The sequence below is a fragment of the Williamsia sp. Y721 genome, assembly GCF_059683565.1.
Map to the genome: position 1 here is coordinate 197696 of NZ_JCASNH010000006.1, position 19174 is coordinate 216869.

The 19174-nt window shown below is 64.3% G+C and carries 19 protein-coding genes and 1 riboswitch; of the genes, 7 read left to right on the top strand and 12 right to left on the bottom strand.

The window, feature by feature from the left end:
• Positions 1–3 precede the first annotated feature (3 nt).
• The 5 genes from AC56PL_RS27185 to thiO form a co-directional block, all read right to left on the bottom strand.
• Positions 4–753, bottom strand: coding sequence for an ABC transporter permease (locus AC56PL_RS27185; protein WP_497155764.1), 750 nt, complete (start codon positions 751–753; stop codon positions 4–6).
• Complete coding sequence (locus tag AC56PL_RS27190) at positions 753–1769, bottom strand: ATP-binding cassette domain-containing protein (RefSeq protein ID WP_497155765.1); 1017 nt, start codon at positions 1767–1769, stop codon at positions 753–755. The genes AC56PL_RS27185 and AC56PL_RS27190 overlap by 1 nt, the downstream gene beginning before the upstream one ends.
• Positions 1770–1848: 79 nt before the next feature.
• Positions 1849–2610 (bottom strand): thiazole synthase, encoded by a 762-nt coding sequence (locus tag AC56PL_RS27195; protein ID WP_497155766.1) that lies wholly within the window; start codon positions 2608–2610, stop codon positions 1849–1851.
• Positions 2603–2806 (bottom strand): sulfur carrier protein ThiS, encoded by a 204-nt coding sequence (thiS, locus tag AC56PL_RS27200; RefSeq protein WP_495516997.1) that lies wholly within the window; start codon positions 2804–2806, stop codon positions 2603–2605. The genes AC56PL_RS27195 and thiS overlap by 8 nt, the downstream gene beginning before the upstream one ends.
• The gene (gene thiO / locus AC56PL_RS27205; protein WP_495516996.1) at positions 2803–3843 is read right to left on the bottom strand and encodes a glycine oxidase ThiO; all 1041 of its coding nucleotides are present in this window, start codon (positions 3841–3843) and stop codon (positions 2803–2805) included. Before thiO ends, thiS begins: the two co-directional genes overlap by 4 nt.
• Positions 3834–3956, bottom strand: a riboswitch (TPP riboswitch). Its footprint overlaps the gene before it by 10 nt.
• A 32-nt stretch (positions 3957–3988) precedes the next feature.
• On the opposite strand from thiO, the gene thiE reads away from it, so the two are divergent.
• The gene (gene thiE, locus AC56PL_RS27210; protein WP_495516995.1) at positions 3989–4708 is read left to right on the top strand and encodes a thiamine phosphate synthase; all 720 of its coding nucleotides are present in this window, start codon (positions 3989–3991) and stop codon (positions 4706–4708) included.
• 135 nt (positions 4709–4843) lie between these two features.
• Positions 4844–5314 carry a 2-isopropylmalate synthase gene (locus tag AC56PL_RS27215; RefSeq protein ID WP_497155767.1) on the top strand — a complete coding sequence of 157 codons (471 nt, stop codon included), beginning with the start codon at positions 4844–4846 and terminating at the stop codon, positions 5312–5314.
• Here AC56PL_RS27215 and AC56PL_RS27220 read toward each other — a convergent pair.
• Entirely contained in the window at positions 5307–5807 is a 501-nt protein-coding gene (locus AC56PL_RS27220) for an NUDIX domain-containing protein (protein WP_495516993.1), read from the bottom strand. The genes AC56PL_RS27215 and AC56PL_RS27220 overlap by 8 nt on opposite strands.
• Before the next feature lie 220 nt (positions 5808–6027).
• Here AC56PL_RS27220 and AC56PL_RS27225 point away from each other — a divergent pair, with 220 nt between their 5' ends.
• From AC56PL_RS27225 to AC56PL_RS27240, 4 genes are all read left to right on the top strand, one after another.
• Positions 6028–7386 (top strand): GlnX family signal transduction membrane protein, encoded by a 1359-nt coding sequence (locus tag AC56PL_RS27225; RefSeq protein ID WP_495517655.1) that lies wholly within the window; start codon positions 6028–6030, stop codon positions 7384–7386.
• The gene (locus tag AC56PL_RS27230) at positions 7383–8375 is read left to right on the top strand and encodes a glutamate ABC transporter substrate-binding protein (protein ID WP_497155768.1); all 993 of its coding nucleotides are present in this window, start codon (positions 7383–7385) and stop codon (positions 8373–8375) included. Before AC56PL_RS27225 ends, AC56PL_RS27230 begins: the two co-directional genes overlap by 4 nt.
• Before the next feature lie 12 nt (positions 8376–8387).
• Complete coding sequence (locus AC56PL_RS27235) at positions 8388–10724, top strand: tetratricopeptide repeat protein (protein WP_495516991.1); 2337 nt, start codon at positions 8388–8390, stop codon at positions 10722–10724.
• Positions 10725–11175: 451 nt separating this feature from the next.
• Positions 11176–12456: an HNH endonuclease signature motif containing protein gene (locus AC56PL_RS27240; RefSeq protein ID WP_497155769.1), complete on the top strand. Its 1281-nt coding sequence runs from the start codon at positions 11176–11178 to the stop codon at positions 12454–12456.
• A 97-nt stretch (positions 12457–12553) separates the two neighbouring features.
• Here AC56PL_RS27240 and AC56PL_RS27245 read toward each other — a convergent pair whose 3' ends face one another.
• The 6 genes from AC56PL_RS27245 to AC56PL_RS27270 are packed head-to-tail and all read right to left on the bottom strand — an operon-like array spanning position 12554 to position 18147.
• On the bottom strand, positions 12554–12961 hold the full coding sequence (locus AC56PL_RS27245; protein ID WP_497155770.1) for a MaoC/PaaZ C-terminal domain-containing protein: 408 nt from the start codon (positions 12959–12961) through the stop codon (positions 12554–12556).
• Entirely contained in the window at positions 12958–13353 is a 396-nt protein-coding gene (locus tag AC56PL_RS27250) for an FAS1-like dehydratase domain-containing protein (RefSeq protein ID WP_495516988.1), read from the bottom strand. The genes AC56PL_RS27245 and AC56PL_RS27250 overlap by 4 nt, the downstream gene beginning before the upstream one ends.
• A complete protein-coding gene (locus tag AC56PL_RS27255) occupies positions 13350–14546 on the bottom strand; it encodes an acetate kinase (protein WP_497155771.1) in 1197 nt (398 codons plus the stop codon). The genes AC56PL_RS27250 and AC56PL_RS27255 overlap by 4 nt, the downstream gene beginning before the upstream one ends.
• A complete protein-coding gene (pta, locus tag AC56PL_RS27260; RefSeq protein ID WP_497155772.1) occupies positions 14539–16626 on the bottom strand; it encodes a phosphate acetyltransferase in 2088 nt (695 codons plus the stop codon). The genes AC56PL_RS27255 and pta overlap by 8 nt, the downstream gene beginning before the upstream one ends.
• A 29-nt stretch (positions 16627–16655) precedes the next feature.
• Entirely contained in the window at positions 16656–17225 is a 570-nt protein-coding gene (locus AC56PL_RS27265) for a TetR/AcrR family transcriptional regulator (protein ID WP_497155773.1), read from the bottom strand.
• Positions 17226–17235: 10 nt separating this feature from the next.
• Entirely contained in the window at positions 17236–18147 is a 912-nt protein-coding gene (locus AC56PL_RS27270) for a DMT family transporter (RefSeq protein ID WP_497155774.1), read from the bottom strand.
• Between the two features lie 99 nt (positions 18148–18246).
• On the opposite strand from AC56PL_RS27270, the gene AC56PL_RS27275 reads away from it, so the two are divergent.
• Positions 18247–19143 (top strand): LysR family transcriptional regulator, encoded by an 897-nt coding sequence (locus tag AC56PL_RS27275; RefSeq protein ID WP_497155775.1) that lies wholly within the window; start codon positions 18247–18249, stop codon positions 19141–19143.
• Positions 19144–19174: the final 31 nt, after the last annotated feature.

The window sequence follows — 19174 nt, forward strand, 5'->3', positions numbered from 1 at the left end:
GACTCAGGCGTCGCGGCGATCGGTGACCAGAACCCCGGCACCGAAGATCACGGCGGCGAATACGAGGAAGTAGATCAGCGAGCCGTACGCATTCCAGTGCCAGTCGATCCCCAGATCGCTGTCGTCGATGAAGTGGCTGCCGTTGAGGAACGGAAGGAACGGTCCGACCGCGTCGCCCACCTTCGGGATCACCGACAACAGGCCTTCGAGCACCAGACTCCAGACCAGCAGGATCACGATGGCGCCTGCCGTCTGCCGGATCAATGCGCCGAGCCCCAGCCCGATCAACACCGACAGGAACGTGTACAGCGGTACACCCCAATACATTCGGATCGCGGTCGATCCGAAGAGCTCGATGTCGCTGCCGGAGACAGCTTTCGCCAATGGCAGTGAGATCACGGTGAGCACGAAGGTCAACAGCGCCGACAGCCCGCCGTAGACAACAGCTTTGGCGACCAGCACGTTGGACCGCTGCGGTACTGCCTGGAACGACGTCCGGATGGTCCCGAACCGGAATTCACTGGTGACCGCCAACACCGCCATGATCATCAGCACCGTCACACCGAAGGCGGTGATGCCCACCAGGGAGTCGCTGACCGACATACTGCTGCCATCGCCGCTGTCGACGTTGGTTGCCCAGCCGAGCAGCAACGCGAGCCCGACACCCAGCAGCACCACGATGCCGCTGCACCAGTACGCAGACTTGGTGGTGAGCAGTTTGATCCGTTCGGCTTCAATTGCATGTGCCAACATCAGTTGCCACCTCCCTGCTGGTTCCAGCTCTGCTGATCCCCACCCTCTTGGGGCGGTGGTCCAGGTGCCCAACCCGGTGGTGGTTGGCTGGCGACGCTCGCCATGGATTCGTTGCCGTGATAGTCGACGGCGCCCGACGTCATCGACATGAAGACCTCTTCCAGCGACGCGGTCTTCCCGGACAGTTCGTGCAACCCGATCCCGTTGGAGGCGGCGATGTCACCCACCTGTTCGGTGGTCACGTTCTCCAGGCTCAATGCCGGACCGGAACCGTCATCCACCGGAATGGACCGCAGCCCCGCTGCGGCCAGCGCCGACTGCAGCTCACCGAGCCGCGGACTACGGACGCGAACGGTGATCTGCGCGCCGCCGGTGAAGTCCTTGACCGAGGAGTCGGCGATCAATTGACCTCGCCCGATGACGATCAAATGCTCTGCGGTCATTGCCATCTCGGTCAGCAGATGACTCGAGACCAGGACCGTACGGCCCTGTTCGGCCAAGGCGCGCATGAACTTTCGAATCCAGACGATGCCCTCCGGATCGAGTCCGTTCACCGGTTCGTCGAAGAGCAGGACCCCGGGGTCGCCGAGCAGCGCGGCGGCAAGGCCGAGGCGCTGCGACATACCCAGTGAGAAACCGCCTGCTTTCTTGCCCGCCACCTCGGTCAGGCCGACATCGGCGAGGACCTGGTCGACACGGTGAAGAGGTATGCCGTTGGATGCCGCCATCCACCGCAGGTGGTTGCGGGCCGACCGGTTGGGGTGCACCCACTTTGCGTCGAGAAGCGCCCCCACCTGGGTCAACGGATTCTTCAGGTCGCGGTACAGCTGCCCGTTGATGGTTGCCGTGCCCGCGGTGGGCCGGTCCAGACCGAGAATCATCCGCATCGTCGTCGACTTACCTGCACCGTTCGGTCCGAGGAATCCGGTCACCAGACCGGGCTTCACATCGAAGGTGAGGTTACTGACCACCTGATTCTGGCCGTAGACCTTTGTCAATCCCTGAACACTGATCATGGCTCACAGTGTGCCATCGAGGTGTCACCGACCGCATCATCCTTCAGTCTGACAAACCAGAGGTGGGATCAGGGTGTGATCAGCGATCGATCTGAGGCGACGACGCCTGCGCCCAGAATCTCTTCGGGATACGTCCCGCACCGTGGGCGAGCCGGCCGGCGCCGACCGCGGCCCGCATCGCCGCGGCCATGCGCGGCGGGTCTGCCGCTCGGGTGACAGCCGAGGCCAGCAGCACTCCGGAACATCCCAGCTCCATCGCCAAGGTCGCATCACTGGCGGTCCCGATACCCGCGTCGAGGATCACCGGCACCCGCGCCGCGGCCACGATCATCTCGATGTTGTGCCGGTTGATGATCCCGAGTCCGGTGCCGATCGGCGACCCCAACGGCATGACGGCCGCGGCGCCGGCATCTTCGAGCCGACGGGCCAGGATCGGATCGTCGTTGCTGTACGGCAACACCACGAACCCGTCGTCGACCAGTGCGGTGGTCGCCGCGAGGAGTTCCGGTCCGTCGGGCAACAGCGTGCGATCGTCGCCGACAACCTCGACTTTGACCCAATTGGTCCCGAGGGCCTCACGGGCGAGCTGGGCGGTCAGCACCGCCTCGGCGGCCGACCGGCAGCCTGCCGTATTGGGCAGGACATCGATGTCCAAGCGGCGCAACAGGTCCAGCACACCGGTCCGGCCTGCGGAGTCGACACGCCGCATCGCCACGGTCGTGAGTTCGGTTCCAGAGGCGATCAGGGCCTCTTCGAGCACAGCCAGATTCGCGGCGCCACCGGTGCCGGTGATCAGTCGGGAATGGAATATTCGATCACCGATGATCAGCGGATCATCCACCTTGCACCGCCGTGAGGATCTCGACACTGCTGCAGGTTCCGAGTGCGGTGTGCCAGGTGGACTTCGGACGCACCACCCCGTCGATCGCGATGGCCACGCCAGTGCGCGGCAGATCGAGGTGATCGAGCAGTTCGGCCACGGTCATCCCTTCCGGAAGCGCGGTGGCAACGCCGTTGACGACCACGTCGGTTGTCATGAGAATCTCCCTGGATCGATGGCCGGTTCGTCAATACTGTTGCCCGCAAGCATGTCCGCCACCAGATCGGCGGTGATCGCGCTCATCAGGATGCCGTTGCGGCCGTGTCCGGTGGCCGCACAGACGCGTTCGTCGAGTCTGCCGATGATCGGGAGTCCGTCCGGCGTCAGCGGACGCAGCCCGGCATCGGCGGAGAGCAGGCGATATTCGCGCAAAGACGGCATCAGCTCGATGGCATCTGCCAGCAGATCGGCCACACCGCCGACCACCGGTTGCAGATCCGCATCGCCGTCGTACTGGGTCGCACCAACGACCACCCCGTCGGACCGGGGCACGACGTAGACGGCGCGACCGTTGATCAGCCCGCGGACAACATGTTTGGGCGGCGGCAACGCCCCGTTCGCCCAGCCGAGCCGGAGCACCTCTCCCTTCGACGGGTACACCGGCAACCCGGGCCACAGCTTCGTCGATCCCACGCCCGCGGTCAGCAACAGCTGATCATCCGGCGGGCTGTTCAGATCCGTGACCTCATCAGATACGAAACGCACGCCGAGGGCGGACGCACCCGCGGTGAGCACCGACAACAACCGGCGGTTGTCCACGGCCATCTCACCACTCGCCAGAAAGCCACTGCGTACCCGCGGCGACACCGCCGGCTCGAGGCCGCGAATCTCGTTACCGGTCAACGGTTGCACCTGATGACCGCGTTGCCCGAGCCAGCCGGCGGCCATGGTGAGTTCGCCGACGTCCGCACTGTCCACCCCGGCCATCACGCTGGAGCGCGCCGCGACCACCCGGGGATCCCCGAGTCTGTCCAAGAACGCCGGCCATCGGGCCATGGCGCGTTCGGCAAAGGTGAGGTAGGTGTCTTCGCCGATGCGGCTCTCGCCGGCGATGCCGAGCATCCCGGCCGCCACCGCAGATGCCGCATCACCCCGGCCGGGGTCATAAATGGTTACTTGCCAGCCACTTTCGGCGGCCCGAAGCGCGCACGACAGTCCGATGACGCCGCCACCGACAATTCCGAGGGTCTTCATCCCACGTCCTTCCTTCGCCGGCATTATCCGGATCAGGTGTAACGGTTTCGCGGACGGTTCGTGTCCTGCGGTCTCAGCCCGAGCGGTTCCCTCGAGCACCCGTGTGTGTACTGCCGAACAGAGTACGCCGGTACATTCGGGGACTGTGACTGACCACAACCGTTCGGCCCCTGCCGGTACTCGTTCGAGTGCTGCCCGTACTCGTTTGAGCGCTGCCCGGCTCTATCTCTGTACCGACGCCCGCCGCGAGCATGGCGACCTCGCCCGGTTTGCCGACCGCGCACTGGCAGGCGGTGTCGACATCATCCAGCTCCGCGACAAGGGTTCACCCGGTGAGCGCGAGTTCGGACCGCTCGAAGCCGCCCAGGAGCTGGATCTCCTCGCTGAGCTGGCCGAGGTCACCGCCCGCCATGGCGCACTGCTCTCGGTCAACGACCGCGCCGACATCGCCGCACTCTCGGGTGCCGACATCTTGCACCTCGGCCAGGACGACCTCCCGGTGGCAGCGGCCCGCCGAATCGTCGGCGACGACGTCATCATCGGACGCAGCACCCATTCGGCAGTCGAGGCACGCAGCGCCGCAACAGAACCCGGGGTCGACTATTTCTGCACGGGTCCCTGCTGGCCGACACCCACCAAACCCGGCCGCACTGCGCCGGGGCTCGACCTCGTCCGTGACACCGCGGGCCACGCCCCGCCCCGTCCCTGGTTCGCAATCGGGGGCATCGATGAGCAACGACTGTCCGAGGTCATCGCCGCAGGCGCGCAGCGCATCGTGGTCGTCCGGGCGATCACGGCCGCGGCCGACCCGGAGGCCGCTGCCCGTCGTTTGAAGGACAATCTGCTTGCATCGGCCAAAAACTGAGAGCTATGGTGGGCAGATCATGATGAAGCAGCTTCTCGTAGTTCACCGCCGTAGCGGGGTCTGATTCGACCGGCCCCCCGCTGCGGGCCGTTGCGCTATCCGCTGGTCATCCTCTTTCCCGGAAGACCCGCTCTCATGAACATCCTGATCTCCACTGATTCACAACATCGCCACCGCGACCACTTCACCGCCCGGTTCGGACGCCCGCTGCCCTCAGCCCTGTGTGCCGAGGCCGCAGGTATGAGCTGGTCCGCCTTCACCAGCACCTACGCCCCCACCTCGGGTCCGATCCGCCTCGGAAACTGGACTGCTGACCGGGGCGCCGACGACCTGCTGTTCTGTCAGGCGACCATCGCAGACGGCGACTCGATCTCAGCGCTGTCCGCCACCGCATCCGGACCGATCGGCGCACTCACCGACATGCTGTATCAGCTCGGCGCCGGGCTCGAGATCGCCGACCTCCACCAGTACGACCACGCGGGAGGCGCCACCACGTTCCTGCGCTGCGAACGTGACGGCAAACGGACCTGGTCAATGGGGTCGGGTACCAACGGCGAGAGCTCGGCGCTGGCCGCACTGATCGCCGCGGCCAACCGGCTCAGCTGACGGTACCGGTGTCGGCCGCAGCGACGATCGAGCCGAGTTGGGTCCTCAGGTCGGGCCAGCTCGCCCCGAACGCCGGGTGCAGCGGCAATTCGTTCACCCGGTCAGAGCTGACCCAGCGCAGCTCCACCGACTCACCGTTGGCCGTGGTGACCAGCGGGCAGGCGACCTCGGCGATCACGGTGGTGTAAGTCCAGCCGCTGGGTGCTCGATGTGTCACCAACTCGGTGTGCACGGTCAGGGCCGCATCGGCGATGCCGGCCTCTTCATCGGCCTCACGCACCGCGGTGTCCACCGCGCTCTCGTGGGAGTCGCGGGCGCCGCCCGGCAGTGCCCACGTTCCGCCCTGATGGCTCCAGACCGCGCGATGCTGTAACAGAATCAGCGCTTCACTCGCTTCACTAAGTGTGAAGAGTAATAGCCCGGCGGCACCGTGACGACCCCAATAACGCGATCCATCCGCGTCGAAAACCCATCCGTCGCCGTCGCCTCGCACCAGAGACCTCCTCGCCAGCCCGCGTTCGTTGGTAGTCACGCTACTTGCAGTCGGCGAGTGACACGGGGTCGCACTGCAACAAGTCCATGATCAATCGAAGTAATGTCGCTGTCAGTTCGAAAAAATCTCCGATCAGGACACGACCTGTTGGACCCGGCGAGCTCCAGGAAGAAGGGACAGCGTGACCGGCGGTAACGCAACATCTTTGCGTACCCGGTTCATGCGTGCGGATAAGCCCTACTCCGACCGGCCGGCTCCGCTGACCCGGCGCGAACTGATGACTCTCACGCGCGAGCGGCCATCGCACCCCTTCACCAACATGCGCGAGATCGCCAAGACCAGCCCCGGCAAACTGATGATCATCATGGCAGTCCTGATCATTTCCTGCGTCACGGTCGGCTGGTATGCCTCCGACACCCTCGACCAGCGCACCAGCACACTCGAAGTGATGATCGACGAGACCGAACCGCTGGCCGAGGCGTCGCAGGTGCTCTACAGCTCCCTGTCGATCGCCGACGCCGCCGCCAACACCGCGTTCATCTCCGGCGGCCTGGAACCGGCTGCGCTTCGGGCCAGCTACAACGACGCGGTGGCGACCGCCGCGAACGCCATGATCGAGTCCGTCAGCGGTACCGCCATGGACAACGCCCAGGTCCGGCAAGACCTGACCACCCTTTCGACGCAACTGCCCGTCTACACGGGCCTCATCGAGTCGGCTCGGATCAACAATCGCCTGGGCAATCCGGTCGGATCGGCGTACCTGGGCGAGGCGTCGAACATGATGCAGGAGACCATCCTGCCCGCCGCCGAACGTCTGTACACCGAACGCTTCGAAGCGATCGGCGACGCACGGACCAACTTCACAAGCCCACCCTGGGGTGTCTATTTCGCCCTGACTCTCGTCTTGGCCGCGCTGATCGCCACCCACCTCTACATCGCGCGTCGCAGCCGACGGCGTTTCAACATCGGACTGCTCGTGGCCATCGGATGCCTGGTGATCGGGTTGATGTGGTTGCTGATCGGCGGGCTTCTGTCGGTGAAGGCGACCAGCGATGCCGAAAAACTCGGTGCGGCTCCCCTCGGCGAGCTCACCTCGGCCCGGATCCTCACCCAGCAGGCCCGATCGGACGAAACGCTCTCGCTCGTCCGACGCGGCGATCAGCAAGACATCGAGGCGAGCTGGACCGAGGCCGCCAACCAGATCGACGTGGTGCTCGGCGAATACCTCGACGACGAGAGCAAGGACGTCGCGGAGGACTCCGTCGCCGACGCCCTCGATGCCCTGGCCCTGTGGCGCGACGCCCATGCAGCGATGCTCGAACGCACCAATGCCGGTGACTTCAACGGCGCCACCGCCATCGCCGTTGGCGACAACCCGGACGGTTCGGCGGCCGCATACAGCGCGCTCGACGACGCGCTCGTCGACGGCATCACCCGCACCCGAGAAACCTTCCGCGACGACATCAACACCGCCCGGGTCGTGATCGGATACGCCGGACTGGGAATCCTGTTGCTGGGGATCGCCGCAGCCGTCGCGTCGGCGGTCGGCATCGCACCACGGATTCGGGAGTATCGATGACCACGCGACGCACGTTCCGTCCGGCGGCGGCCGCCGCCGTCATCGCGGTGACCGCAGGCCTGCTCACGGGCTGCGTGCACGCCGCGGCACCACCGAATGATCCACCCTCGGCCACCGCAGCCTGGCCCAGCCCGGCCGGTGTCAGTACCGATGTCCCGGTGGAAGCACCACCGGCCACCGAATCCTGTGACTCCACCGCAAGCCTGGCTCCCGGACCCCTTCCGACGCCCGGACAGATGCCGGCAGGCAGCAGCATGGAAGCCATCTACAAGCGCGGCTGGCTCAAAGTCGGCCTCGACATCGGTTCGAACCTGATCTCGTTCCGCGATCCGGTCAGCGGGACCATCGAGGGATTCGACGTCGACATCGCCAAGGAGATCGCACGCGGCATCTTCGGCGATCCCGAACGTATCGAGTTCCGGATCCTCAATTCCGACGACCGGATCAGCGCACTCAAAGACGGATCGGTCGACATCGTGGTCAAGACCATGAGCATCACCTGCGACCGGCTCGAAGAAATCGCCTTCTCCACGGTGTATTACGAAGCGTCTCAGCGCATACTGACAATGCGGAGCTCAGGCATCAACGGTGTTGCCGACCTGGCGGGCAAGAGGGTCTGTGCCGCGCGCGGCACCACCTCGATCGCCCGCATCCAGCAACGGGTTCCCGATGCCATCGTCGACACCGTGTCCACCTGGGCGGACTGCCTGGTGATGCTGCAGCAAGGTCAGGTGGATGCGGTCTCGACCGATGACGCGATCCTCGCCGGCATGGCAGCCCAGGATCCGTACGTCCACGTCGTCGGCCAGAGCCTCGGCGAGGAGCCGTACGGGATCGGCATCAACAAGGACGACGACGACATGGTGCGGTTCACCAACGGGATCCTCGAGCAGATCCGCAACGACGGGACCTGGTTCGAGATCTACAACAAGTGGCTCTCGATTCTGGGACCGAAATACTATCCGCCGCAACCCGAGTACCGGGATTAGGACACAAATCCGTTGACTGATCATCCTTCCTCCGACAAGACCCCTGAGGTCGGCACCCAAGCTGCCACCCTCCGGGATCTCGAGGTGGGTACGGAGCCCTCCGGTGTCCGTCACGCCGAAGTCCCGACGCAGGCCGTCGGGGCTGACCCGGACTTCACCGAGCCGACCTTGCGCGCGCAGGTCGGCAGCCCGAGCCAGCCGAACCTCCTGATCCCCACCAGCCGGAGTTCTCGTAGTCGCAGGCGGATGGGCGGCGGCCTGGTGGACGTGCCGAGGATCCACGACATCGAACCGTTTGACGCCGTGATGGACGACGCCGTCATCCCCGAGGCAAACCGGTTGTGTTGGAAGTGTGGTCGCCCGGTGGGCAGGTCGTCGGGTCAGGGCCGTGGTCCGCTCACCGGCACCTGCAACAACTGCGGGGCCCGGTATTCGTTCGTCCCGGGGTTGAGCAAGGGGACGATGGTCGCAGATCAGTACGAGATCGTCGGAGCCATCGCCTATGGCGGCCTCGGCTGGATCTATCTGGCCATCGACCACAACGTCTCCGACCGGCCAGTGGTCCTCAAGGGACTGCTGAACTCGAAAGACTCTCAGGCACAGGCCGTCGCGCTGGCAGAGCGCCAGTTCCTGGCTTCGGTCTCACACCCCGGGATCGTCAAGATCTACAACTTCGTCGAGCATCCCGATGTCGGCGACAACACCTTCGGCTACATCGTGATGGAGTACATCGGCGGTAGCACGCTCAAGGACATCACGTCCGCCGAGGACGAATCCGGTTCACACCGAAAGCAACTACCGCCGGAACAGGCGATCGCCTACCTGCTCGAGGTCCTGCCCGCCGTCACCTATCTCCATTCGGTCGGACTGGTGTACAACGACATCAAACCCGAGAACATCATGATCGGCAGCGAAGACGTCAAACTCATCGACCTCGGAGCCGTCTCCCGGATCAACGGTTACGGTCACCTCTACGGGACCCCCGGATTCCAGGCACCCGAGATCGTCAAAACCGGCCCGCAGGTCGCGACAGACATCTACAGCCTCGGACGCACGCTGGCGGTCCTCACCGTCGACATGCCGATGGACAAGGGCCGTTACCTCGATGGGCTTCCGGACCCCGCGGATGTGCCGCTGTTCCAAGAGAATCCGTCATTCCATCGACTGTTGCAGCGCGCCACGAACCCCGATCCCACCCAGCGATTCGCTTCCGCGGACGAGATGGCAGGCCAGCTCCTCAACGTGTTGCGTGAGACCGTTGCGGCCCACACCGGCATTCCCCGGCCCGGGTTGTCGACGGTCTTCAGTCCCCAGCGAACAACTTTCGGCACCGAGATGATGCTCGCACCGGTGGATGGCATCCTCGAACCGGTCCGCACCAGAAGGAGTCTGGACACGATCGACATCGTCGCGGCCCTTCCGGTCCCGCTGGTCGACCAGTCGGATCCGGCTGCCGGGCTACTCAACTCGACGGTGTTGTCGGAGCCGACCCAGACACTCGACTCGATCCGCAGCGCGCGTGAAGGCGGCCTGTCGTCGGTCATCGGCACCGACCCGTCCGATGATCATCCATCCCGAGAGATCGACCTCATCGAGGCCCGCGCGTACCTCGAGCTCGGCGAAGCGCAAACCGCCCTCAATCTCCTGCACGACGCGACCGAACACCACGGAAAGTCCTGGCGCACAGACTGGTTCATCGGGCTGGGAACCTTGTTGACCGGCGACGTCCCCACTGCGCACGATCGCTTCAACGGCGTCCTTTCCGCAATGCCCGGTGAGGCTGCGCCCAAACTCGCCGTCGCCGCCACCGCCGAACTGATGGGCAACCACGACGTTGCACTGCACCACTACCGGACGTTGTGGCAGACCGACCGCGCCATCATCACCGCCGCGTTCGGCCTCGCGCGGATGCGGTTTGCGAAGGGCGACATCCCCGGTGCCGTCAAGGCGCTCGACGATGTGCCACCCACCAGCCGCCACTACAACGCCGCCAACTGCACCTCGGTACTGACCCTGGTCCACGGCCGCGACCCCGCCGAGGTCTCCGAAGACCAATTGCGGGAGGCTGCACGGCGACTCGAGATGATGTCGGACGCCGAGCCCCGCAAGCAACGACTGGTGATCCTGGTCCTGGGCATCGCACTCGGCTGGATCCATCGCCGTCCGGACCAATCCCCCACCGACGCATCCGCGCGGGGTGACATCCTCGGCTATCCGTTCAACGACCACGGACTGCGGGTCGGCTGCGAACAGTCACTGCGCCGGCTCGCCCGCAGCACGGTCAACCGCACCCAACGATTCCGGCTGGTCGACCTGGCCAACTTCGTTCGGCCACATACGTTGTTCTGAGCGCGGCTCCGGGCCCAACGCCACTCCGGCGAGTCAACAGGTCAGCACGGCAAGACAACCCGCGGCGAGGTGAGCGTCCACCCCGAGGAGCACCGTCAGAGGTCGAGCCAGCATCGGCTTGGTCAGCGCATCCCAGTGATGGCTGAGACACCGTCCGCTTGGATGAGGCCGGGAACGGAACGATGGCTTCGTTGGAGGTCAGGAACTCGAGCGCTTACGGGGTTCTGCTATTGAGCAGTGTCGACCAAGTCGGCGACGGCATGGACGACAGATCCATGCACTTGGGAAAGTACTGACGCAGAGAGATAGGTGCGGCGCCGCGTCCCCATGGTGAGGGACCCTTCAAAGAGATGAAGGTTTCCATAGTTCTGATCACTAAAAGTGTTGTGGAACAATAGAATTCGCTACTCGAACACTTGTGCGATGAGGTTCCGGCGGGTATTCTTGAGCCATGGACCTCGGGGAGATGTTCGCCAGAATCTCAGATCTGGCAGGGGGTGCGGCTGTGGTCGCTGGTGATGACATCGCGTTGTCGTCGCGGGTTGTGACGGTGATTCGTCTCAACCACGTTGTGGAGCAGGTTCTTTTCCGTTTGGTCGGCGAGGTCGATCGGCGTCGGATCGCGCAGAAGAAGGGCGTGGGGTCCACAACCAAGCTATTACGGGACGCCGGTATGGCGCCGACGGTCGCGCACCGGTACGTGCGAGTAGGTAAGGCGCTCAGTGAGATTCCGTCGATTGCCGGTTACGGAATCGACGGACGACTATCCGGTGAGCATGTGGATGCAATCGTGAAGGGCCTCCATCACATTGAGCGCCGCAACCCACACCTTCCCGATGCTGACCGGTCCGACTGTGAACGCGGACTGCTGACCGAAGCGTTGATGGGCACACCGGCGGCAGTGTCGGCGCGGGCACGATCTATGGCTATCGCCTTGTCGCCGCCGGACAAAGAGATCCCGGATGCGGAAAACCACGATCTGAATGAGTTGTCATTCGGGACCGGTGATGACGGCCGCACCCACGGCACCCTGGATCTGGACAGTCTTCTCGGCGAAAAACTGGCGGTGGCGCTCGATCCACTGTGCAGACCGGTACCCGAACCCGACGGCTCACCGGATCCGCGGAGCACGGGCCAAATCCGGGCTGATGCACTGGAACGACTGCTGGATTCGTATTTCGATCAGGAAGACCGACCTACCCGCGGCGGGGCGAAACCGCATGTGACGGTGACGGTCTCACCCGAATATCTGCAACAGTTGCAGCTGCGGGGTATCGCGGGTGCCAAACCGTCGGCTTCAACTCCCTCATTCGAGTGGACTGGTCCAGCGTCAGCGCCCACCTCGCAAATGGTGGCCTGCGATTCGGTGATCACCAAAATCCTGCTCGACAGCGACGCCGTACCGCTCGATGTCGGACGCGACCAACGCACCGTCACACCGGCGATCCGCAAAGCGTTGATCGCCCGGGATCAGGGCTGCGCTTTCCCGGGTTGTGGCTGCGCTGCGGGCTACACCGACGCCCACCACATCGACTTCTGGCGCAACGGCGGTACCACCGGCCTGACCAACATGGTGCTGCTCTGCCGGCGCCACCACCGCTACATCCACCACCAGGGCTGGACCGTGTTCCCAGGTCGAGACGGACATCCCTGGTTCATCGCACCGGGCAGCACAATCGAGCTGCGATCCCACGCCCGCCGCACCCTGACCACCGAACTCACCGCCGCTTAGGCAGCGAGACACCGAACCGCAACACCGAGCAACACAGGCTGAAACCTGTGTGTACTGCATGCTCTTTGAAAACTACATAGTGGTCCGGGGGTTGCCCTCAACCCGCGAACACCCGGAACGGCCGCAGAACCAGCTGGCCGCTTTCTTTGAGTCTCATCTGGATGTCGATCCGGATCTCCTCGTCCGAAACGGCACCGATCACGCCTGATACGGAGAGTTCCGCGGGGACGCCGTCCAACACCACAACGGGTTTGACGAACCTGGTCTCGTACCGGAGGAATCGCTGCGGCTGGCCTTCGAGCCATCGCATCACGTGCCCGACGCCGATCCCCACCGTCAGCATGCCATGCGCCACCGGGCCTGCCAAACCGACTGCAACAGCGACCTTTTCGTCGACATGGATCGGGTTGTCGTCCTTCGAAGCCCGCGCGTAGGCACGGATTCTCTGCTGGTCGATTGTCTCGGACACATTGAACAGCTCGGTTCCGACCGTGAGATTGCTCATACGGCAGCCTCGGTTTCGCAGATCAATGCCGAGTTGACCCGGACGATCTCCTGTCCATCCAGGTCGGTGACCAGCGACAGGATCTCGAATTGTGTGACCGATGCCCGCGCGCGCACGCTGGTCACCGTCACACTGGTTTTCACAACGTCTCCGGCCTTCAAAGGCCTTGTATAGATCGTTGTTTCGGCGGTATGGACCACTCCGGCGACGGGCATGTCGCCACTACCCAGGAACGACTTGATCGCGGGCTCCAAGACCACGTTGACGAAACTCGGCGGTGCTTCGCCGGAGACGGCAGGCGGTCCCCCGATCACCGCCACCACCGCGTCGATCCCCGACTGTGTCACCTCGTATGGTGACTCCGGCGAGACCTGCGCGCCTTGAACGATCATGAAAGTGCCTCCACTGATTGCCGCGCGATCGCGAGCTCTTCGTTGGTCGGAACCACAAGCACGGTCACCGCGCAATCATCGGTTGAAATGATCCTCGGCTCACGGCTTCTGGCAGCATTGCGTTCGGCATCGATCACGATGCCAAAGTTTTCGAGCCCGGCCATGGAGTCCGCACGAACCCTGACCGAGTTCTCCCCCACGCCCGCGGTGAACACTATCGTGTCGGTTCGGCCCAACGTCACCATGTAGGCGCCGATGTATTTGCGCAAACGGTGAATATAGACGTTGTAGGCAAGTGTCGCGTCCGGGTCGCCCTCTTCAACCGATTGGGTGATCGCACGGAAGTCGTTCTCCCCACACAAACCCTTCAACCCCGACCGCCGATTGAGCACCGAGTCGATGTCACCGACATCCAGACCCGCCGCGCGCTTGAGGTACATGAGCACGCCCGGGTCGATGTCACCGCTTCGCGTCCCCATCACCAGACCTTCGAGCGGGGTCAATCCCATCGACGTCTCGACCGGGTTTCCGCCCGCGATGGCAGATGCCGATGCACCGTTACCCAGATGCAGCACAATCTGATTGAGACTCTCGAGCTCGACACCCAAGAACTCGGCGGTCCGCGACGACACATACTCGTGTGATGTGCCGTGGAATCCATACCTGCGGATGTTGTGCTCGAGCGCCAACTTCCGGTCGATCGCATATGTGGCCACATGCTCGGGGAGTCCGTGGAAGAACGCCGTGTCGAACACGACCACGGAGGGTACCTCGGGCAACAACCTCCGGATCGCTTCGATCCCCAGGAGATTCACCGGGTTGTGCAGCGGGGCCATGTCTTCGAGCCCCTTGATGGCTTCGATCAGATCTTCGTCGACCACGGTCGGCCGATAGAAGTCCGGCCCACCATGAACCACCCGGTGTCCCACCGCGGTGATGCCCTCGGATACCAGGTCATGCCCGGAGTCCTTGAACAGCGCGAACGCCTTGGACAGCCCGTCCTGATGGTCGACGACTTCACCGACGTATTCGTTGCGGACATCGCCGCGGACAAGCAGCACCCGTCCCTGTGACTCCCCGATGCGTTCCACCACACCCTGGGCCACCACAAACCCCGAATCCGGCTGCACGAGCTGATACTTCAGAGAAGAGGAACCAGCATTGAGCACCAGGACGGTTTCGTTCTCACTCACCGGCGATCCCCTGTGCCTGGATCGCAGTGATCGCAACCGTGTTGACGATGTCTGACACCAAGGCTCCTCGCGACAAATCATTGATCGGCTTACGCAACCCCTGTAACACCGGACCGACAGCCACGGCATTGGCGCTGCGCTGAACGGCCTTATAGGTGTTGTTGCCCGTGTTGAGATCCGGGAACACCAGCACGGTGGCCCGCCCCGCGACCGCGGAATCGGGCATCTTCGCACTCGCAACGGCCAGGTCGACCGCGGCGTCGTATTGAATCGGCCCCTCCATCAACAGTTCCGGCGCCCGCTGCCGGGCCAGGCGGGCGGCCTCGCGCACCTTTTCCACATCGGCGCCACTGCCGGATTCGCCAGTGGAATACGACAACAGGGCAACCCGTGGTTCGATCCCGAACTGGGCCGCCGTAGCCGCAGACGAGATCGCGATGTCGGCCAACTGTTCGGCGGTCGGGTCCGGGATCACCGCACAATCACCATATGCCAGAACATGATCGGCGAGGCACATGAAGAACACACTCGACACCGTCGAAATACCCGGAGCCGTCTTGATGATCTCGAACGCGGGCCGGATGGTGTGGGCGGTGGTGTGCACCGCACCCGACACCATGCCGTCCGCGTAACCGAGATGCACCATCAGGGTGCCGAAATACGATACGTCCTTGACAATGGTGCGGGCCCGCTGCGGGTCCATCCCCTTGTGTTTGCGCAGCTCGGTATAGACCGCACTGAACTCGTCGAGCAGGTCGGACGTCGTCGGATCGATCACAACCACGTCGGACAGGTCGACCCCGAGCTCCGCCGCCCGATCACGCACCGCCCGTTCGTCACCCAGGATCGTCAGGTCTGCCACTTGCCTGCGCAGCAGGCGCCCGGCGGCGCGCAGGATCCGATCGTCACCGCCTTCGGGCAGGACGATCCGTTTGCGGAACTTACGAGCGCGCGAAATCAGCTGATACTCGAACATCTGCGGTGTGACGACCTCGGGAATCGGTAGCTGGAGCTTCTCCAGCATCGCAACCGCGTCCACGTGCGCTTCCATGAGGTTCAAGGCGATGTCGATCTTTCGAGCCGAATCGACGTTCATCCGGGCGCGGGCATGTACTGCAGCCCTTGCTGTTTCGTAGGTTCCCTGTTCGCAGCAGAAGATGGGTAACGCAGAGTTGAGGCCTTCGACCAGAGCGGCGATCTTGGGGTGGGGTTTGAGACCGCCGTTGAGGATGATGCCGGAGAGCTTCGGGAAACCATCGGCCGCGTTGGCCGCCACCAAAGCGAGCAGCACGTCGGAGCGGTCGGCAGGCGTGATCACGGCCATCCCTTCCGTGAGACGTTCGAGGATGTGCTCGACGGTCATCCCGCCGACCATCACCTTCACGGCCTCCCGGCCGAGCAATTCCGGATCGCCACTGTACATTTCGCCGTCGAGTTCAGACATCAACTCGGCAACCGTCGGAGCGACGAGTAGCGGGTCCTCCGGCAACGCCCAGGAGGGCAGCCCGGTGGCCCGCTCGAGTGCGGCCCTCACCTCCTCCAACCGGTTCGGCGCGCAGCGGTTGGCGATCAGCGCGACGGCCTGCGCGTGGTTGGCCGACAACTCCGCCAGACACAGCTCGGCCAGGGACACCACCTCGTCTTCGGTGCGGTAAGCCGCCTTGAGCGCCAACAGCATCGGTGTCTGCAGGTTCGCTGCGATGCGCGCGTTGAAACTCAGTTCCGAGGGGCTCGCGACATCGGTGTAGTCGGAACCGACGACCAGGACCGAATCGCAACGTTCTGCCACCGCGTGAAACCTGTTCACGATCTCGCTGAGGGCGGCATCCGGATCGGCGTGTACCTCCTCATAGGTCACGCCGATACAGTCTTCGTAGCTCAGATCACTGGAATCGTGTTCGATCAGCAGTTCCAGGATGTAATCGCGCTGACCGGAGTTCGTCCGGGAAATGGGACGGAACACCCCGACCCGCCCACCCGAGGCCGCCAGCAGATGCAGCACCCCCAGCGCCACTGTCGACTTGCCCGTGTCGCCTTCAGGCGATGCCAGGTAGATACTGTTCGACGTTGAAGCGCCCATGAGGTCAGCCTAGACCCGGCCGGCCTGCGTTATTCGACCGCTCGGACCGTGGACCGCACAACCATCTCCGCGACATCCTGATCTGACATCGCACTTCCGGGAATCAGCATGTAGGAGTACACAACCCGGACCATGAACTCCGTGGCCCGGCGCGCGTCGGGGATGAGCGCGGCCTCCAACTCGGGTTCGGCGGTGAAATTACCGACACTGTTCGCAACGATGATGTCGACGATGGTGGTGGCCGCGTCACGATCAGGCCCACGGGCGACGATCGTGGCAATGATCTCTTCGGGCTCATTGCGCAGAATGTATTGCAGCGCTTCGTGTTCCCGGATGTACGCGAGGACGTTGACCACCATCGTCGACACCTTGGCCGGCGGGTCGGTCTCCGATGCGATCCAGCCCGCGATCAGATCACCGAGGCTCTTGACCTCGCGTTCGACGATCGCCTGCACCAACTCGTCGCGGCCCCCGAACATCCGGTATGCGGTTGCCCGGCCGACACCGGCGTGCCGCGCCACCGATGTCAGGCTCAGCGCCCTGGCGCCGAAACGCTCCACGACGGCGATGGCGACGTCGACCATCCGATCTCGTTCCATACCCCTGAGATTAGGAGGTCACGGCAGGTTCTGGCGATTGCGCACCGGCTCGACCCCGGCGGCGGCTGATCGCCACACCGGCCAGCGCCATCGCGCCTCCGACCAATCCGAGCAGGGTCGGGACCTCGCCGAGGAAGATCCAGGACAGGACGATCGCGATCGCCGGCACCGCCAGCGTGGTGGCCGCCATCTTCCCCGCATCGGTCCGCGAGAGCGCATATGCCCAGGTGAGAAAAGCAATGGCGGTGGGTCCAACGCCCAGGAAGACAACTCCCGCGGTCGCTCCGGCCGATGCTTCGGACAACTCCGAGACGGCCTGCGGAGCAAACGGGATGGTGGCGAGGAGTCCGGCGAGACAGCCCACCCAGGTCGCGGTGATGGCGTCGACTGTGCGGAGCGCCACCTTCTGCATGAGCACGCCGATCGCGTAGAGCACAGCGGTGATCAGCCCCAGGATGATCCCCAACCTGTCGTTGTTACTGCCCCCGGACCCACCGAGCGCGATGAGGAGGACCCCGGAAAATGCCACCAGGATGCCGATCACCAGTTGGCGCGGAAAACCTTCGCCGAAGAACAGACCGGCGAACACCGCCACCAGGATCGGCGCGAAGTTCACCAGCAACGCCGCGGTCCCGGCATCGAGATGCTGCTCGGCCCAGTTGAGCAGCACCGTGTAACCCGCGAACCACACCAGTCCATACCCGACGACCAGCAACAATCCCTTGCCGCGGGGAAGCGGGCGACGGTAGCGCAGCGCGATGATCACCAGGACCACCGAGCCGACACCCAGCCTTGTCACGGTCATCGGTCCCGGGGAAAGCGTCTCCCCCACAAACCGGATGACAACGAACGCCGACGCCCAGAGCAGGACTGTCACCGCGGCCGCCACCACGGCCAGGTTGTTCGCCAGTGCTGCCTTCACGATTCGCCTGCTTTCATGGCTTCTACCTTCACCCACGAAACCCGTAAGCACAAGTAAATTCTCCTTGTCGTCACTTCAGTCCGGCTGTACATTGAGGAGATGTTGGATGTCCATCGCCTGCGAATCTTCCGTGCCGTGGTGGCTGCCGGTTCGATCAACGAAGCTGCCACAGCACTCGGCTACACCCCGTCCGCGATCAGTCAGCACCTGACGGCGCTGCAGAAAGAGACCGGCCTGACCCTGATGGAGAAGGACGGCCGCGGCATCAAACCCACCGCGGTCGGGCTGACGGTCGCCGACGAGGCCGCACAGGTTCTCGAGCGCCTTGCCGAACTCGAATCCCTGATCGCGGATTTGCGCTCGGGCCGGGTCGGCGGTCTGTCGGTGAGCTACTTCTCTTCGGCAGGCGCCGCCTGGATCCCCCCGATCATCGCGGCCCTCACTCGCGAGTACCCCGACCTGCGAGTCGATCTGCGGCTGGTCGAGCTGGCGCACGACAGCTCGGGTGACCCTGACGTCGAGATCTATGTCGAGGGCGCCGCGTCCACGTCGCTGCGCGGTTACGACGTCCAACAACTACTCGCCGAGCCCTACGTGGTGGTGCTGCGCGACGATCACCCACTCGCCCGACGCGAACACGTCGACCTCGGTGCCCTGCGTGACGAGCGGTGGGTCGACAACGACGTCTCCCGCGGGCCGTGCAGACAGGCGATCCTCGATGCCTGCTCGGTGGTCGGCTTCAGTCCCGGGTTCCACATCGAGACCCACGATTATCCGACCGCGATCAGTTTTGTCGCGGCCGGCATCGGGGTCACGGTCCTGCCATCACTCGGCGCCGGGACGCTGCCGGCCGGCGTGGTGAGCCGCCCGCTTGTCAACCCGACACCGATGCGCACCATCTCGGTGCGCACCCGGCAGGCCGTGCGCGGCAACCCTGCCGTCCAGCGGATCATCGAGCTACTGCGCGAGCGCGTCGCAACTCCCGTGGCGGCCTGACCCACGCAGACCGTTGCAAGTGTGGTGAGGT

Coding starts and splice junctions, on each gene's coding strand:
- thiO (WP_495516996.1), bottom strand. CDS start 3,843: ATGAAGACCCTCGGAATTGTCGGTGGCGGCGTCATCGGACTGTCGTGC.
- AC56PL_RS27215 (WP_497155767.1), top strand. CDS start 4,844: ATGAACATCCTGATCTCCACTGATTCACAACATCGCCACCGCGACCAC.
- AC56PL_RS27275 (WP_497155775.1), top strand. CDS start 18,247: ATGTTGGATGTCCATCGCCTGCGAATCTTCCGTGCCGTGGTGGCTGCC.
- AC56PL_RS27185 (WP_497155764.1), bottom strand. CDS start 753: ATGTTGGCACATGCAATTGAAGCCGAACGGATCAAACTGCTCACCACC.
- AC56PL_RS27225 (WP_495517655.1), top strand. CDS start 6,028: ATGCGTGCGGATAAGCCCTACTCCGACCGGCCGGCTCCGCTGACCCGG.
- AC56PL_RS27250 (WP_495516988.1), bottom strand. CDS start 13,353: ATGATCGTTCAAGGCGCGCAGGTCTCGCCGGAGTCACCATACGAGGTG.
- thiS (WP_495516997.1), bottom strand. CDS start 2,806: ATGACAACCGACGTGGTCGTCAACGGCGTTGCCACCGCGCTTCCGGAA.
- AC56PL_RS27245 (WP_497155770.1), bottom strand. CDS start 12,961: ATGAGCAATCTCACGGTCGGAACCGAGCTGTTCAATGTGTCCGAGACA.
- AC56PL_RS27230 (WP_497155768.1), top strand. CDS start 7,383: ATGACCACGCGACGCACGTTCCGTCCGGCGGCGGCCGCCGCCGTCATC.
- AC56PL_RS27265 (WP_497155773.1), bottom strand. CDS start 17,225: ATGGAACGAGATCGGATGGTCGACGTCGCCATCGCCGTCGTGGAGCGT.
- pta (WP_497155772.1), bottom strand. CDS start 16,626: ATGGGCGCTTCAACGTCGAACAGTATCTACCTGGCATCGCCTGAAGGC.
- AC56PL_RS27190 (WP_497155765.1), bottom strand. CDS start 1,769: ATGATCAGTGTTCAGGGATTGACAAAGGTCTACGGCCAGAATCAGGTG.
- AC56PL_RS27240 (WP_497155769.1), top strand. CDS start 11,176: ATGGACCTCGGGGAGATGTTCGCCAGAATCTCAGATCTGGCAGGGGGT.